The sequence below is a fragment of the Nonomuraea sp. NPDC059007 genome (assembly GCF_042740555.1).
In the GTDB taxonomy this organism is placed as follows: domain Bacteria; phylum Actinomycetota; class Actinomycetes; order Streptosporangiales; family Streptosporangiaceae; genus Nonomuraea.
The window spans coordinates 26,470-41,570 of sequence record NZ_JBHYJD010000046.1; the positions used below are offsets into that span (position 1 = coordinate 26,470).

Sequence of the window (15,101 nt, forward strand, 5' to 3'; positions counted from 1 at the left end):
TGCGGCGGAGATCTTCAAAAGAAACTCGCTTCAATAAATCTCGTGTCTTCAACAATCTCCGAGGCCGTTTGTTAAGAGAATTTGAGGGTGACGAGCACTCCCCTGGACCTGTCCGACGACCTCCTGGCCGCCTTCCCCGTGCAACGGTCCGAGATCCGCATCGGCTACGCCGCGTCTCCACCCGCGGCCAAAGCCTCGACCACCAACTCGACGCCCTACACGCGGCCGGCTGCCGCAAAGTGTTCGCCGACAAGAAATCCGGCAAGAACGCCGAGCGACCCGAGTTGCGGCCCTGCCACGCCTTCCTTTCGGCGGGTGACACCATGGTCGTGCCCGAATTGGCCCGCTACGGCCGTAGCCTGCGCGACCTCATCACCACAGCGAGGTGAAGCCAATCTCGCGGCGGCGGAGGTCGCCGACCACGCGAGAACCTCGACACCACCACCGCAGGCGGAAGGCTCGTCTTCCACGTCTTCGCCGCCCTAGCCGAGTTCATCCGCGAGCTCATCATCGCCGGTACGCACGAGGGCCTGGCCGCCGCACGGGCGCGGGGCCGCGTCGGCGGCCGGCCTACCGTCGTCGACGCCGAACTGCTCAAAGCCGCCCGCGAGCTGCTGCCCGACCCCGGCCGCTCCGTCACCTCGATCGCCAAACTGCTCGGCGTCAGCGTGGGCACCCTGTACAACCACATCCCCGACCTCCAAGAACTCCGCACAGCCCGGCGGCCTTCAATCACCTGACACCTCCGGGCAGCCCCCCGCTCACTCATCACGCAGACGGTGATCATTGGCCAGGTTCGCCAGGGGCGATACCCCGGTTGTAGTCATCACCGAACGCCTCGAAGATGGCGGCAGCCTGCTCATGCGCGGCGATCGCCTCCTCAAAGCGCCGCACCTGCCGCAGCGCGAGGCCGAGATTGTTCCACGCGCTACCTTCGCCGCGCCGGTCACCGACCTCCCGCATGCAGGCAAGGGCGACGGAGTAGACAGTCAGCCGATCCTCCAGATGCCTCCGCCAGGCCAGGTACTCGCCGAGGTAGGCGGCCAGGTCAGCGGCCAGCCAGTGGCGGCCGGTCTGCAGGCCGGTGCTGACCGCGGCCACAAGACTGAGCCGCTCGGCGTCGAACCAGACCAACGCCGCGGCCCGGTCGGCGAAGCCTTTCCCCGCGACCTGCCCTGCCAAGGCGTTCAGCGCGGCGTCGGCGACCCGCGCCCGGTTCAGATATTGCTCCAGCAGCCGGTCAACCGCCTGCCGCAGCTCGTCCGGGTCGAGGGTCCGGCCGGCCTGCTCGCCGGCGTACAGGCGCATCAGGTCGTGCATGCCCCAGCGCTCGCCCGCTGCCTGGGTGACCAGATGGACGTGGGCGAGCTCGCGCAGATCCCGCCGCACCTCCGCTTCCGGGCGGCCGTCCAGGACGGCGGCCGCGCGGGTGGAGATGTCGGGGCCGGGAGCCCACGGCAGCAGCCGAAGCAGCCGAGACCCGAGCCGGATGCCGGTCGGCCAGCCGCCGATACGACAGCGCGAACGCGGCCCGGACCGCATGCGGCCGATCCATCTCGCCCTCGTGACCGGGCGGCTGCAGCACATCCAGCCGCTGCCCAGCCTCAGCCAGCTCACCGACCATCGCCGACAGCGGCCGGTCGGGCTCGGCGGCCATCATCGCGGCGATGATCTGCACCGCCAGCGGCAACCGCCCGTACAACCCGACCAGCCCGAGCGCGGCCTGCGGCTCCCGCTCGACGCGAGCATCCGACACGCGCACGGTCAGCGCCGCCCGGAGCAGTTGCACCGCCTCGTCGGCGTCCAGGACGTCAAGGTCGAGCCGGCGCCCGGCCAGGGCGAGGGTGTGGCGGGAGGTGACCAGCAGCCGATGACAGCCATGCGCCGGAACCAGCGGTTGCACCTGGCCGACGCTGACGGCGTTGTCGGCCACCACCAGCACTCCCCGACCCTGGTCGCCGAGGCTGGCCAGCACCGACCGATACACCGCCAGCAGTTCCTCCCCGGTCGGCGGCAGTTCCTCACCGCGCAGGCCCATCGCGCGCAGCAGCTGCCCCGCCGCCGTCCCCGCCTTGACCGGCTCGCCCGCGCCAGGGGTGTAGCCGTGTAGATCCAGGAAGAACACCCCGCCCGCGAACCAGCCCTTGCGCCGGGCGTGATGGGCGGCCACCAGCGCCAGCGCGGTCTTGCCCACCCCGGCCATGCCGGCCACCGTCGAGACCACCACCGCCGTCCCCCCGGAACCCGCCGTACCGGCTCCGGCTCGGCGCGAGCAGAGAGCGTCCTGCAGCAGGGCCAGGCTCTCGCCGCGGCCGGTGAAGTCCGGTGGCTCCGCCGGCAACCCCGCCAGCGCCCGCGCCAACGGCGGCGGGGGTGAGTGCTGGCCGCCGGTGACGATCGTGCCGTAGTTGTGTCCGCCCACGCTCACCGATCCGGCGCCTTCGCTGTGCCCGTGGGTGTGCACCCTGCCGGGCCCTCCACCTGGCCGACCACCATGCCACCCGACATCTCCCCGACCGCAGGCGAGCCCGCACCCGCCAGCACCAACAGCAGCACGAGCACCCGCCAGCCACGCCACCATCGCGGCCGCGGCGGCGGGGCGTCAGGGGAGGAAACCGCCATCCCCCACGATGACGACTCCCGGCAGAAAGGCCGCCCGCCGTAGCGAACCCGTAACCCGACTGGTCCGCACCACAAAGTGCTGCGAGCTCCGTTCATCTGTTGAGCGCGAAATTAGTGTCAGCGCTTTCCATCCGCGTGGGACCGTGGTCTACGGGGTTCGTGATCATGTCTCGCCTAGAAATTCTTGCTAGCGCCTTGATCGTCGCCGATTTTCCCTGTTTTCGGCAGGGTGTACGGCGCAGCTCGGCGCGCGTTCTCGGAAGTCCACGACGCAACGGGATTCCGAGAGACGGTCCTTCTCGGAAGCCGTTGGCCTGTTCGAACAGTCGCTATCTCACGGAGCGGGCTTCACCAGCAGCTGGATGAACCGTTCGCCCTCCAGCGGGTCCTGGCGCGCGTCCACGACCACCAGGTTCTTGCTCTGGCCGCCGGGCAGGACCACGAACGTCGAGTCCAGGCCGCGGCGATCGAGTTCCTTGCGCACCTCTTCCAGCGGCTTGCCCTCAACCGGGTAGCCCTCCAGGAGGCCGCCCTTCCCGGTCGCCGAGCGGGAGCCGGCGAACTCTTTGACCAGCTTCTCGCCGCGGTCGTCGGGGACCAGCTCGCACGGCGCGACGGGATCCTTCATGAGGATCGTGCTGGTGCTGCTGCCGCCGCCGGACAGCGGGGTGATCGTCCAGACGAACGTTTCACCCGGGCGGAATAGCTTGGTGTCGACCCGCATCTGCCAGCCCCGGTCGTCGCCCGGGATGTTCTGTGGCGCGTGGTAGAGGCCCTTGGGGACGTCCTCGACGTACTCAGCGCGCGGCTCTCTGCACTTGTCGCCCTCGGGCACGTAGTCCACGATCGCGGGTACGCCCAGCTCCTTGAGCTGCCTGCTCAGCCCGGTGGCGTCCTTGAAGTCGGTCACCTTGACCCACACCACCCCGTCCGCCTGCTTGGTGACAGCCCAGGAGGCCGAGGTGTAGGTGCCGCTGTCGTCCAGCACGCTCGGTACGACCACCGCCGCCGCGGCGACCGTCACGGCGATGGCCAGTCCCAGCGCGAACCGGGGCCGCTGCAACCAGCGCCGCGCCGTTGCTCTCTCGGCGGGCGGGTGCGCGGTGATCTCCGCCAGCAGCGCCCGCGCCCCCGCGCCGGACGGGTCCCCGCCGTGCTCGCCCGGCTTCACCCTGGCCAGGGCTCTCGTCATCGTCTCGATCTCGTCCATCACAGCGCCCCTTCCGCAGATACCAGCCGGTCCGTCCGCACTCCTGCCTCGGTCAGCGCCCGCGCGAACCGTTTGCGCGCGCGATGCAGCCGCACCCGTACGGCGTTGCGCGTCAGGCCCAGCACCGCGGCGACCTCCGCCCGGTCCAGGCCTTCCCAGGCGACCAGGGCCAGCACCTCCCGATCGTCGTCGGGAAGCGTCGTGAACACCTGCGCCACCGCCTCGGCCTCGATCTTGCTCTCCGGCGCGGCGGCATAGAGGTCGGTCATCTCCGCGTCGAGCTCGACGGTCCTGGCCCGGCGCCGGTTGTCGGTGCGGTGGTAGTTGGCCAGTACTTTCCTGGCCACGCCGTACAACCAGAGCAGGGCCTGCTCGCCGTCTGGCAATTTGTCCACCTTGCGCCAGGCGATGGCGAACGTCTCGGCGACCACGTCGGCCGCGTCCTGCGGCGCGGCGCAGCGTCGTATCGCATATGCGGTGATCTGGCCATACGTCTGCCGGTAAACGGCCTCGAATCTGGCCAGCCGTTCCTCATTCACAGGCGTCCTTTGTCAGGAGAAAATGCGGACACCATCGTCTATGTACGGCAAGGCCTGGGCATTACCGCCCTCCGCGAAACTTTGATGAGCAGGGCCAGATGCCTGCCCGCGAGCAGCAGCGGCATCTCGCTCTGGGACACCTGGGCGGACTCGTGCGCGTGCTGCCGGCGGCGATGGTGCGGATGGATTCGCCGCGCCGGCGGCGGTGCTCAGCCCCGCAGGCCGGGACGGTCGACGATCACCGATGCCAGCAGGGCCGTGCTCCACACCGCTCCCTTGCGGGCGATGGGTTCCGGCATGTCGGGGTGCATCTCATCTCGCAGCCAGACGATCCGTCCGCCCAGGTAGCGGTAGGTGGCAGGGTCCAGAATGTCGTATCGGCGATACGGCCGCGCGTCGCCGGGCTGTTCCAACCAGACGCCCAGTCCGCTGCGGCCGGCGGCGTCGCTCACCCCTTGTTCGATCCGGACGCCGGGAATGAGGGCGAGAGCACGGAACATGGCGGCCTCCAGCCGCGGTGGCATCGAGCCGTACCTGCTCAGATAGAGCATGATCACGTGGTACGCCCGGACGTCGTCAGGCGTGACGCTGTGGGGCACCCCTTCTTCGCGGGCTCCCTTGATCCAGTGGCGGTCACCCGTCACCTTGGCCAGCAGCTTCTTCGGGTCGGTCGGCAGTTCGCGGAGCTTGGCGTCGTACTGCTGCGGCGTCAGGTCGTCGTCGTTCGCGTCCAGGGGATTGTGTTCGGGGCCGACCTGCAGTCTTCCGTCTTCATCGAAACCGGCTGCCTGCATTCCGTCATAGCGCTGCCACTGCTCACTGGGCTTGACCGTGTCCGAGTTCGGCTGCTTGTCCAGGGTCTTGGTGTAGTGCCACTGCGTCGGCAGCGGCACCGGGACGCTCTCGCGCCTGCTCGCCACCTCGGCGGCGCGGGCCAGCACCACAGAGGAGTCGAACTGGACCACCGTGGGTGGAGTCGCCGGATCCTGAGCGGGAGACTGCGGCCGAAGAGCCGCCACCGCGACCGCGACCGTCACCCCGACCATCCCAACCGCGAGCAGCCGACGCCCTACCGCCCGCCCGCGCCCCCGTATCCGCGTCAGCAGCCGCCGGCGCTCCGGAATGATCCACTCCGCGCCGGGCTCGGGCACACCGGCCCGCCATTCGCGCAACGACCGCATCTCATCCATCCGAAGACTCCTTTCGCGTCATCGCCGGGTCGGATCCGCCGAGCGCCTGGCGTGTCTTGGCCCTGGCCCGGTGCAGGCGGGATCTCACGGTGCCGATCGGAATGTCCAGCGCGCGGGCCACGTCCTCATAGGACATGTCGGCCCAGGCCACGAGTAACAACACCTCCCGGTCCCCGGGCGACAGCTTCATCAGGGCCGCCGCTAGTCCGGCCTGCTGCGCGGCCACCCAGTCATCGACGCGGTCGGCGTACGGCTCGGCGATCTCGTCGACACCGCTGCGGACCAGCGCACGGTAGAACCGGATCTCCACGCGCCGATGCCGGCTGACGAGCCGGGCGGCGATGCCGTACAGCCAGGGACGCGCGTCAGGATGGCTGAGGTCGTAGCGGCCGCGACGCCGGAACGCGGTCAAAAACGTGTCGGAAACGATGTCGTCGGCCAGGCAAGGGCCCAGCCGCCGGGCAACATAGCGCCGCAACGCGGGCGCGTGCCGGGTGAACAGGTCTGCGAAGGCCTCCGGATCGCGCGCCGAGCGTCTTATCAGCTCGGTGTCATCAGCCCTGCCGGATTCGTCGGCGATCACATGCTGCTCCCGTCCCTACACATCGGTTCTCCCGCTTTCGCCCGGACGGCAGGCGCAGGTTCACGGTCTGAAGGGTGATCTGCGTCACTTCACAAACGGGCGCCAGGTGTCGACGACGTCGCCCCGGTTTGGGCCGTGTCTCCCCAACCCCCGTGGCAGAGTGGCAGGAACCAGAGGGTGGCTCGGCCGTGGGTGTCGGACGGCGGGTACTCCCCTTCCGTGGCCGGGTACGTTCATCGCCTTACTGACTACGGACGCCGCACGCGAGCCGTACGAGAGAACCGGCCCCGAGACCGTCTGAGAACAAGAAGGGCGGGATCGGGCAAGTAGCGCTGATCGGTTTCTTGGAGAAAGGCGCCGGATGGATGAGCCCGACCCGCGACTCGACGGCGACGCGGTGGTCATCGCGAAGTCCCGCGAGGAGCCTGAGTGGTTCTCGGTGATCTTCGACAGGTACTACGGCGCGATCCACCGCTACGCCGCCGCCCGCCTCGGTCCCGACGTCGCGTCGGACGTGGCGGCCGAGACGTTCCTGGTCGCCTTCGACCGGCGTACGCGCTATGACCTGACCTGCGATCAGGCGCGTCCGTGGCTCTACGGGATCGCCACCAACCTGATCGGCAGGCACCGCCGCAGCGAGGTCCGTTTCTACCGGGCCATGGCCCGCGCGGGCACCGCGGAGCCGGACGGCGGGCACGCCGACCGCGTCACCGAGCGGGTGGCGGCCGAGCGGCTGAGCCCGGAACTGGCCCGCGGCCTGGCCGGGATGTCACGCGGTGACCGCGACGCGTTGCTGCTGGTCGCGTGTGCCGGATTCAGCTACGCCGAGGCGGCGCGGGCACTCGGCGTGGCGGTCGGCACGGTCAGCTCCCGCGTCAACCGGGCGCGGCGCAAGCTGCGCGCGCTTCTGGGTCCCACGGCACGGGAGGTCTTCAACCATGGATGAGATGGCGATGCTGAAGAGGTACCACGACGCCCAGCCGGAGCCCGGTGGCGAGGAGGTCGGGGTGGCCAGGGCCCGGCTGCGGGCCCACGGCCGGGTGCGGCCCGTGAGACGTCGGCGGCCGTTCCTGGGGCTGGCCACCCTGGTCGCGCTGGCGGCCCTCGTGGCGGGCATCTCGTTCTGGCCCGCGCAGGAGCGGGAATCCGTGCACCTGGTTCCCCAGGTGGTGGAGACCACGTTGCGGCCGGTCGCCGGCGCGGCGGACCTGGCCGCGAACGCGGCGGTCCTGGCGGCGGCGGAGAGCGACGACGTCTTCGCCCCGACCGACTGGGCCTACATGAAGACCGACACCGGGGAGCTGTGGCGGCGGGTGGACGACACGAAGTTCGCCACCCGCTACAGAGGCGGCGAACTAGAGGTGCACGAGGGCTCGGAGTTCGAGGTCGGCTATCCCTTCCTGCTGTCGCTGCCGACCGACCCGGACGCGTTGCTGGCCCGGATGGATCAGCAGATCGTGGAGGAGAACGCCATGTTGAACCGGCCCGAGATGAGCGAGGACGAGCGTCACCTGTGGGCGTTCCGGCTGATCTCCATGGGGATGGGAGAAACCGTGCTGCCCGCGAAGCTGCGCGCGGCCATGTACGGGGCGATGGCGCGGATCCCGGGGGTGAAGTACGAGGGCGGGGTGAAGGATCCGGCCGGACGCCGGGCCATGTCCCTCTTCCACGGCGACGAGCGCGTCTACATCCACCCCAAGACCTACGAGTACATGGGCTTCCGCTGGCCGGGCCAGAAGATCATCGTGTACAAGGCCGTGATCGTGGACCGTGCGGGCGAGCGGTCATAGCCGGCCACAGCGAGGTGTTCGTGGCCCTGTTCACCATGTACGGGCACAAGATCGGGCGATGAAGTACCTGTATCGGACCGCTGGATGGCGGTAGGTCCCATCGCGTCGGCCCGCTACCGCCACTGACCGATTGGTTGCTGCTCAGGGGCCGACACCCGTCAAGCAGGTCGGGCCTGTTGCCCCGGCCGGTGCGTTTCCCCCCGGGACCCAGTCTGGACAGCCGGTTCGGGTACCCACTGTGGTCGGCTGGCGTGTCGCGGCGGCCCCCGCGGGAGAAGGGATGGCTGTCGCATTCCCGTCCGTCGATGACCGGGGTACCGGAGCATCGCGCGTCAGGTCTGGTAGGGGCGGCGGGTGCGGGCCTCGCGCAACGCGTCGCCCCACCAGATGAGCTGGTCAAGGAAGCGCTTGGCCGCGGCATGGGCCGCGTCGCCGTCGACGGGCTCGCCCCGGTCGTCGAACTTCTCCCAGAAGTTGGAGAAGCTGATGGTGTTGCGGATCGTGGTGGCGTGCACCTCGGTGAAGACTTGGCGAAGTTGCTCCACCGCGTGCAGGCCTCCGCCGACACCGCCGTAGGAGACGAAGCCGACCGGCTTGGCACTCCACTCCTCGAGATACCAGTCCACGGCTGTCTTGAGAGAGGCCGGATAGCCGCGGTTGTAGACGGGGGTTACGACGATGAAGGCATCGGCCGCGGCCAGCCGGGCGCCTAGCGTCTGGACGGGAGCCGGTAGCGGAGCCTGCTCGTCGTCTCCCGCGAGAACTTCCGGTAGGCGGGCCTTCAGCAGATCGATGTACTCGACGTCGAGGCCGCCGTGCCGGCGGGCCTGGTCGGCGATCCAGTTCGCGGGTGTCGGGCAGAAGCGATCGTTGCGGATGCTCCCCACGATGACGGCCACCCGAAGAGGTTCTGCCGGGGACATTGCGGTCACTTCCTTTCCGTTCGTTCGTGCGCCGCGTCTTGGGTACGGCGATCCGCCGTACCCAAGAAGAAGGAGGTCACGGCGGCGAGGGTGAGCATCGCGGCCGCGGCCACGGCGGCGAGCAGGGTGAGGCTGGTGCCGAAGGCGTCACGGGCGACGGCCAGGAGGTCCCCCGCGGCTTCGGCGGGCAGCCGGTCGGCGGCCGACGCGGCTGAGGCGAGGCTCTCCCGCACCTCCGCGGCTTCCCGGTTCGGAATCCCGGACGGCAGGGCACCGTCGATGAGGCGCTGGTAGATGGCCGTGCCGGCGGCGCCGAGGGCGGCGATACCCAGGGCGGCGCCCAACTCCTGCCCGGTCTCCGTGAGTGACGCGGCCGATCCGCTCTTCTCGGGGGGTGCTTCGGCGATGACCATGGAAGTCACCAGCACCATCAGCGGGGCGGCACCCAGCCCGATGAGGACGGCCGCCGCGGCTCCCAGTTCCGGCCCCGCGTCCAGCCCTACCAGGGCCAGCAGGACGAACCCCAGCGCCGCCAGCAGCAGGCCGCTCCAGATGATCCGAGTCTCGCCCAGCCGGGCGGCCAGCGCGGGAGTGCACAGCATGCCGGCCACGGTCGCCAGAGCGTAGGGCATCATCCACAACCCGGATTCGGTCGGCGAGAAGCCCTGCACAAGCTGGAGGTATTGGGCGAACAACAGCATGAACGCACTCAGGCAGACGGCTCCCAGCAACTGGCTGCCCAGGCCGACGGTGAACACGCGACGCCGGAAGAGCGCCAGGTCCACCAGCGGGTCGGCCAGTGTCCGCTGCCTTCGGACGAACAGCCAGCCAAGGCCCACACCGGCTACCAGCGTCAGGCTCGCCGCCCCCCAACCGCCGGTCGCCGCCGCCTTCAGCGCGTAGACGATGCCGAGTACCGAGGTCAGCGACAGCACGACGCTGACCGGGTCCAGCCGTCCGGCCTTCGCGTCCCGGGACTCGGGCAGCAGCAGGGGTCCCGCCACGAGCAGCACCAGCATGACCGGCACTCCCATCAGGAACACCGCGCCCCACCAGAACCACTGCAGGACCATCCCTCCGATGACGGGGCCGAGGGCGACCCCGCCCATCAAGGCGGCAGTCCACACCGCGATGGCCGTTCGCCGCTGCCCGTCGTGCGGGAACAAATGCCGGATCAAGGAAAGGGTCGAAGGCATCAGGGTCGCCCCGGCCACGCCCAGCAGCGCACGCGCGGCGATAAGCATCTCCGGTCCGGTGGAGTAGGCGGCGACCACGGAGACCGCGCCGAAGCACGCCGCGCCGATGAGCAGCAGCCTGCGCCGGCCGATCCGGTCCCCGAGGGTGCCCATCGTGACCAGGAGCCCGGCGATCATGAATCCGTAGATGTCGAGGATCCACAACTGCTGGGTACTGCTGGGCCGCAGGTCTGCCGCCAGGTGGGGCAGCGCCAGATGGAGCACGCTCAAATCGATCGCCATCAGCAACGTGGGCAGGACCAGGACACCGAGCCCCAGCCATTCCCGCCGCCCTGCACGCGATTGCGGCAAGGTGTCCGCCGTTGGCCTCACTACACGTCTCCTTCCGTACGAGTCGCCGGCGAACCGAAACAGTCCGGCCGCCCTCACACCACCGAGCATCGAGGGCCTACCTTCCGGAACGGCTCCGGAAGGGCTCCGGCGGCAGCGGGGCCGGGGGCCGTCCTCCGTTTGGATCCGGTACGGAGAGCGGCGGTACCGTGACAGCATGCGATTCGGACTACTCGGCCCACTGGAGGTACGGGACGACGGCGGCGAGACGGTCCGCATCCCCGAAACGAGGGTCCGAACGCTGCTGGCCGCGCTCCTGGTCCGGGAAGGTCGCGCGGCGACCGTCGACGCCCTCATCGACGACGTGTGGAGCGGCCGACGACCGGCCAGCCCCCTGCGGGTACTACGCGCAAAGGTCTCCCAGCTGCGTACCGCCCTGGCCACCGCGCAGGACGGCGGACGCAACAGGGTGCGAAGCGTCCCCGGCGGCTATCTCCTCCCGGTCAACGCCGACGAACTGGACGTACTGCGCTTTCGCACGCTCATGGCCCGCGCCCGCGCCGCGGACGTGCCCGGGCAAGCCGTCGCGCTGCTCACCGAGGCCCTCGATCTGTGGCGGGGGCCGGCGCTGTCGGACTTTCCCGAGACGCCCTTCGCCGTCGCCGCGGCGGTCCGGCTGACCGAGGAGCGGCTGAGCGCGGTGGAAGAACGGGCCGAGCACCGGCTTCGCCTGGGCGAGCATGGCCCGCTCGCCGACGAACTGCGGCCCATGGCGGAGGAGCATCCGCTGCGCGAGCGACTGCTGGCCGTACACATGAGCGCGCTCTACCGCTCGGGCCGCCAGGCCGAGGCACTGGAGGCTTACGAGAAACTGCGGCACCAACTCGCCGAGGAACTGGGCGCCGACCCCGGCCCCGACATCACCACGCTCCACCAGGACATCCTGCGCCACTCTCCCCGGCTCGCGACGCCTCCCGCCCTGCCCCCGCGGCAGACCGCGCTGCGTCCCCGGTCGAACCTCCCCGCCCCGGTCAACCGCACTATTGGCAGGGAACGCGAAACCGAGCAGGTGCGGCGCCTGCTGCGCCAGGCCCGGCTGGTGTGCCTGACGGGCCCTGGCGGGGTCGGCAAAACCCGGCTCGCCCTGGAGGCCGCCACCGGCCTCGACGGGGAATTCCCGGATGGAATCCGGCTGGTGGAGTTCGGTGCGCTTTCTCCCGCCGAGGCCACGGTCGAGCGGGTGGCCGAGACCGTGGCCGCGGGCCTGGAGATCAGCGACGGCAGCGCCGTGTCCAGCCCCGAAGACCTCCTCCAGCATCTGGCCGACCGGCTGCGCCCCTTCCGCATGCTGCTCGTACTGGACAACTGCGAGCACGCCGCCGAGCCCGTCGCCCGGCTGGTCCACGGGCTGCTGCGCGCAGCCCCCGGCCTGCGCTGCCTGGCGACCAGCCGGGAGCCGCTGCGAGCGGAGGGGGAACACGTTTTCGAGGTCTCCCCGCTGGAGACCGGCGCGGGTCGGCCCCCGGTGGACCTCGACAGCGCGCCCGGCGCCGTACGCCTGTTCGCCGACCGTGCTCTCGCTGTCGCGCCGGACCTGCGGCTGGACGCGGAGGCGCTCTCCGTGGTCGCGTCGGTGTGCCATCGCCTTGACGGACTGCCGCTTGCGCTGGAGCTGGCTGCCCATCGAGTCCGCGTGTTGGGGCTCCCGGAGCTGTCCGCGCACCTGGATGATCGCTTCGGCCTCCTGGTCGAGGGCCACCGCGCCCTGCCCCACCGCCAGCAGACCTTGCGCGCGGTGATCGACTGGAGTTGGGACCTGCTGGGTGAGCCCGAGCGCCGGGTCCTGTGTCATCTCGCCGTGCACTCCGACGGATGCACGCTGGAAGCCGCGCAGGCGGTGGCCGAAGGAGAGGAACATCTGGACGGCGGGGTACTCGCCCCGCTGTCGCGCCTGGTCGGGCAGTCCCTGGTGAGCGTGCAGCAGACTCTCCACGGCCCCCGCTACCGTCTGCTCGAGTCGATCGCCGCCTATGCGGCCGAGCGGCTGGAGGAGTCCGGACAGGCCGAGGCGGCACGGGAGCGCCACATGCGCTTCTACGCCGGCTTCGCCCAGCGCGCAGATCCCATGCTGCGCAGCGCTGAGCAGCACCAGTGGCTGCAGCTCATGCAACGGGAGGAGGCCAACCTGCGTACCGCCTTCTCCACTGCGATAGGCCGCCGTGACACCGACATGGCGCTGGTCCTGGCCTCGGCCCCGTTCTGGTATCGCTGGATCCGCGGCCGACTCGGAGAGGCACACCGGCTGCTCGCCGAGGCCCTGGCCATGCCGGGCGGCAGCCGGGAACGGCGGGCGATCGCTGCGGCCTGGCACGCCGGCCTGGACAACATGAACCCGCGCGCAGCGGACCCGGTGGCCGGTGCGAACGCCGCCCTGGCGCAGTTCGACGGCTTGCCGGACCACAACGCGCGAGCCAGGGCCAAATGGTTCCTCGGCCCCGCACTCATCGCGCACCGGCACCGGGCGCAAGGCATGGAGTTGCTCGACCAGGCGGTGGCCGAACTCCAGGAGCAGGGCGACCTGTGGGGCGTCGCCGTCGCCCTGTCCAACCGGGCCTGGCTGGAGCAGAGCCGGGGCAATTCACCTCGGCATGAGACCGATGGCAGGCACGCCCTACAGCTCTTCCGCGACCTCGGGGACAGATGGGGGCAGCTTCAGGCCATGGCCGTGCTGAGCAGGCACGCGGAGATCGACGGCGACTTCGGCGAGGCCTCCCGAATCGGGCGGCAGGCCCTGTCCATCGCCCGAGAGCTAGGTCTGTGGCCAGAGGTCTCGACCTGGCTGTCCAGCCTGGCCTGGTGCGCAGTGGCGCACGGCGACTTCGTGCAGGCACGGAACCTGCACGAGCAGGCATCTCGGCTGGCCACCGAGATCGGTTACAGCTACGGAGAACGCGCCGCCGAGCTCGGCTCCGGGATGGCCGCCCACCGCGAGGGACGACTGGAGGCCGCGGACCGGCATCTGCGCCACTGGCTGGAGCACGCGAGCGACATAGCCGGCACCGTCGACCTGGCGATGGTCTTCACCGAACTCGGTTGCATCGCCGAACTGCGCGCAGACACAGAGACGGCGCTGCGGGAACACAGCAGAGCGCTGACCACCGCGCTGGAAACCGGATCTCTACGCTCCATCGCCCGCGCGCTGGAAGGCCTGGCCGCGACCTTGGCGGCGACAGGCCGGGCCCGCCAGGCCGCGCACCACTTGGGCACGGCGGCCGCGGCACGCGCGGCCATCAGAGCGAAGCTGCCCACCACCGAGCAGGCCGAGGTCGAGCGGGCGCGCTCGGCAGCCACCGCCGCGCTGGGACCGGAAGCCTACGCTGAGGCATACCAGCATGGCCGGGCCCTGGATCCCCGACAGGCATCCCACGGCGCGGTCTCAGAACTCACGGTGGCAGCTGGGGGTGACGCGTGACATGGGACTGGTCTGATCTTGGGTTTCGCCGATCGAGCTAAGCGGCTCGGCGGTACTCGTTAATCGCTCCTCCGAGTATCTCGTGGCCTCTGATCCGGCCTTCCACGAACGGAGATTCCCCGGCTCTGTGGCGCTTGGTGGAACGGTCGGTCCATGCGGTGACCGGAGCAGGCGAACAACCGCAGATCGAGTACCCCGGTTCCTACCGCACCCGCTGACGCAGCTCCCGAGCTCGCGGGTGCGCTGGCAACTTCCTACCGTGCCATGGCAGCTAGCTGAAGCAGTTCTTGCTGGCCCGACCGGGCGCGGCCGGACACCATCGAGGTAAGCAAGCACTTCGATGAGTATCCACGGATGCGCCCGATGAAATCCAAACTCACCATCCGCAGGGCAGGAATCGTGTCCTTCGGCAGTGCCCCGACCGATGCGATCCGCATCATCGCGGCGCTTCCCGCTGAATGGCACACGGAGCTCGACATCATCGACTCCGGCGAGATCGTCCTGACCATCAGGGGCGTCACAGCCGAAGGTGCGCTGGACAAGGTTGGTCCGGTCCTGACGCACCCGGCCTACAGCCACCTGAGCGTGGTGGCCTGTGAGACCCAGCGGTGAGTCATCCGGGTCAGCACCACCCGGCTTCGGTGGCGATGCGGATGGCGTCCACCCGATTACGCGCGTTGAGCTTGTAGACGATCCTGGACAGGTAGTTGCGCACAGTGCCCGTGGACACATGCAGGCTGGCCGCGATCTCCGGCGGCTCCGCGCCCTGCGCGGCGAGCCGCAGCACTTCGATCTCCCGCTGGGTCAGCGGGTTGTCACCGATCTCGAAGGCGGTCAGCGCGAGCTGGGGGTCGATCACCCGCCCGCCCGCGGCCACCTCCCGTACGACTCTGGCCAGCCGTTCGGCCGGGGTGTCCTTCAGAAGGTATCCGGACACGGACGCCGCCATCGCACGCCGCAGGGTTCCCGGCCGGCCCAGTCCCGTCAAGATCAGAACGCGGCAGGACGGCAGGCGCTGGTGCAGTTGCTGCGCCGCGGTCAAGCCGTCGACCACAGGCAGGTCGATGTCGAGGATCGCCACATCGGGGCGGGTCTCGAGCGCGGCGGGAAGGATCTTGTCACCGCTCTCGACCTCGGCCACGACGGTGAGGTCGGGTTCGGTCTCCAGAAGTGCGACCAGGGCGCCCCGCACGATCTGGACATCTTCGGCGAGAAGGAGCTTCAGCATTTGATCACCTATCGTGCC

At 69.9% G+C, this 15,101-nt stretch carries 13 protein-coding genes and 1 pseudogene; 5 read left to right on the forward strand and 9 right to left on the reverse strand.

The features are described from left to right. Window positions 1-68: 68 nt before the first annotated feature. Window positions 69-740 (forward strand): annotated as a pseudogene (locus ACFWY5_RS45740) (recombinase family protein). 43 nt (window positions 741-783) lie between these two features. On the opposite strand, the gene ACFWY5_RS45745 reads toward ACFWY5_RS45740, so the two are convergent. From ACFWY5_RS45745 to ACFWY5_RS45770, 6 genes are all read right to left on the reverse strand, one after another. Further along, window positions 784-1,320, reverse strand: a complete 537-nt coding sequence (locus ACFWY5_RS45745) for a hypothetical protein (RefSeq protein WP_379638621.1) — start codon at window positions 1,318-1,320, stop codon at window positions 784-786. After that, window positions 1,241-2,428, reverse strand: coding sequence for a hypothetical protein (locus tag ACFWY5_RS45750; protein ID WP_379638622.1), 1,188 nt, complete (start codon window positions 2,426-2,428; stop codon window positions 1,241-1,243). Before ACFWY5_RS45750 ends, ACFWY5_RS45745 begins: the two co-directional genes overlap by 80 nt. Window positions 2,429-2,956: 528 nt before the next feature. Next, a complete protein-coding gene (locus ACFWY5_RS45755) occupies window positions 2,957-3,832 on the reverse strand; it encodes a hypothetical protein (protein WP_379638623.1) in 876 nt (291 codons plus the stop codon). Further along, complete coding sequence (locus ACFWY5_RS45760; RefSeq protein WP_379623384.1) at window positions 3,832-4,371, reverse strand: RNA polymerase sigma factor; 540 nt, start codon at window positions 4,369-4,371, stop codon at window positions 3,832-3,834. The genes ACFWY5_RS45755 and ACFWY5_RS45760 overlap by 1 nt, the downstream gene beginning before the upstream one ends. Window positions 4,372-4,580: 209 nt before the next feature. Next, window positions 4,581-5,561, reverse strand: a complete 981-nt coding sequence (locus ACFWY5_RS45765; protein WP_379623382.1) for a CU044_5270 family protein — start codon at window positions 5,559-5,561, stop codon at window positions 4,581-4,583. After that, entirely contained in the window at window positions 5,554-6,144 is a 591-nt protein-coding gene (locus ACFWY5_RS45770) for an RNA polymerase sigma factor (protein WP_379638624.1), read from the reverse strand. Before ACFWY5_RS45770 ends, ACFWY5_RS45765 begins: the two co-directional genes overlap by 8 nt. 361 nt (window positions 6,145-6,505) lie before the next feature. On the opposite strand from ACFWY5_RS45770, the gene ACFWY5_RS45775 reads away from it, so the two are divergent. Then, a complete protein-coding gene (locus ACFWY5_RS45775; protein ID WP_379638625.1) occupies window positions 6,506-7,090 on the forward strand; it encodes an RNA polymerase sigma factor in 585 nt (194 codons plus the stop codon). A gap of 1 nt (window position 7,091) precedes the next feature. Further along, the gene (locus ACFWY5_RS45780; RefSeq protein WP_379638626.1) at window positions 7,092-7,934 is read left to right on the forward strand and encodes a CU044_5270 family protein; all 843 of its coding nucleotides are present in this window, start codon (window positions 7,092-7,094) and stop codon (window positions 7,932-7,934) included. Between the two features lie 332 nt (window positions 7,935-8,266). Here ACFWY5_RS45780 and ACFWY5_RS45785 read toward each other — a convergent pair whose 3' ends face one another. Beyond that, window positions 8,267-8,833, reverse strand: a complete 567-nt coding sequence (locus tag ACFWY5_RS45785; RefSeq protein WP_379638627.1) for an NADPH-dependent FMN reductase — start codon at window positions 8,831-8,833, stop codon at window positions 8,267-8,269. A 29-nt stretch (window positions 8,834-8,862) separates the two neighbouring features. Continuing rightward, complete coding sequence (locus tag ACFWY5_RS45790) at window positions 8,863-10,404, reverse strand: MFS transporter (protein ID WP_379638628.1); 1,542 nt, start codon at window positions 10,402-10,404, stop codon at window positions 8,863-8,865. A 196-nt stretch (window positions 10,405-10,600) separates the two neighbouring features. Here ACFWY5_RS45790 and ACFWY5_RS45795 point away from each other — a divergent pair, with 196 nt between their 5' ends. Together ACFWY5_RS45795 and ACFWY5_RS45800 are read left to right on the forward strand one after the other, a co-directional pair. Further along, a complete protein-coding gene (locus ACFWY5_RS45795) occupies window positions 10,601-13,855 on the forward strand; it encodes a BTAD domain-containing putative transcriptional regulator (protein ID WP_379638629.1) in 3,255 nt (1,084 codons plus the stop codon). Between the two features lie 354 nt (window positions 13,856-14,209). Beyond that, complete coding sequence (locus ACFWY5_RS45800) at window positions 14,210-14,467, forward strand: hypothetical protein (protein WP_379638630.1); 258 nt, start codon at window positions 14,210-14,212, stop codon at window positions 14,465-14,467. A 10-nt stretch (window positions 14,468-14,477) separates the two neighbouring features. Here the strand turns inward: ACFWY5_RS45800 and ACFWY5_RS45805 are convergent, their stop codons facing one another. Continuing rightward, a complete protein-coding gene (locus ACFWY5_RS45805; RefSeq protein ID WP_379623366.1) occupies window positions 14,478-15,083 on the reverse strand; it encodes a DNA-binding response regulator in 606 nt (201 codons plus the stop codon). Window positions 15,084-15,101 lie beyond the last annotated feature (18 nt).

Excerpts from the sequence above, each read along its gene's own strand:
- ACFWY5_RS45745 (WP_379638621.1), bottom strand. The coding sequence starts at position 1,320 with ATGCACGACCTGATGCGCCTGTACGCCGGCGAGCAGGCCGGCCGGACC.
- ACFWY5_RS45775 (WP_379638625.1), top strand. The coding sequence starts at position 6,506 with ATGGATGAGCCCGACCCGCGACTCGACGGCGACGCGGTGGTCATCGCG.
- ACFWY5_RS45780 (WP_379638626.1), top strand. The coding sequence starts at position 7,092 with ATGGCGATGCTGAAGAGGTACCACGACGCCCAGCCGGAGCCCGGTGGC.
- ACFWY5_RS45800 (WP_379638630.1), top strand. The coding sequence starts at position 14,210 with ATGCGCCCGATGAAATCCAAACTCACCATCCGCAGGGCAGGAATCGTG.
- ACFWY5_RS45755 (WP_379638623.1), bottom strand. The coding sequence starts at position 3,832 with ATGGACGAGATCGAGACGATGACGAGAGCCCTGGCCAGGGTGAAGCCG.
- ACFWY5_RS45795 (WP_379638629.1), top strand. The coding sequence starts at position 10,601 with ATGCGATTCGGACTACTCGGCCCACTGGAGGTACGGGACGACGGCGGC.
- ACFWY5_RS45765 (WP_379623382.1), bottom strand. The coding sequence starts at position 5,561 with ATGGATGAGATGCGGTCGTTGCGCGAATGGCGGGCCGGTGTGCCCGAG.
- ACFWY5_RS45805 (WP_379623366.1), bottom strand. The coding sequence starts at position 15,083 with ATGCTGAAGCTCCTTCTCGCCGAAGATGTCCAGATCGTGCGGGGCGCC.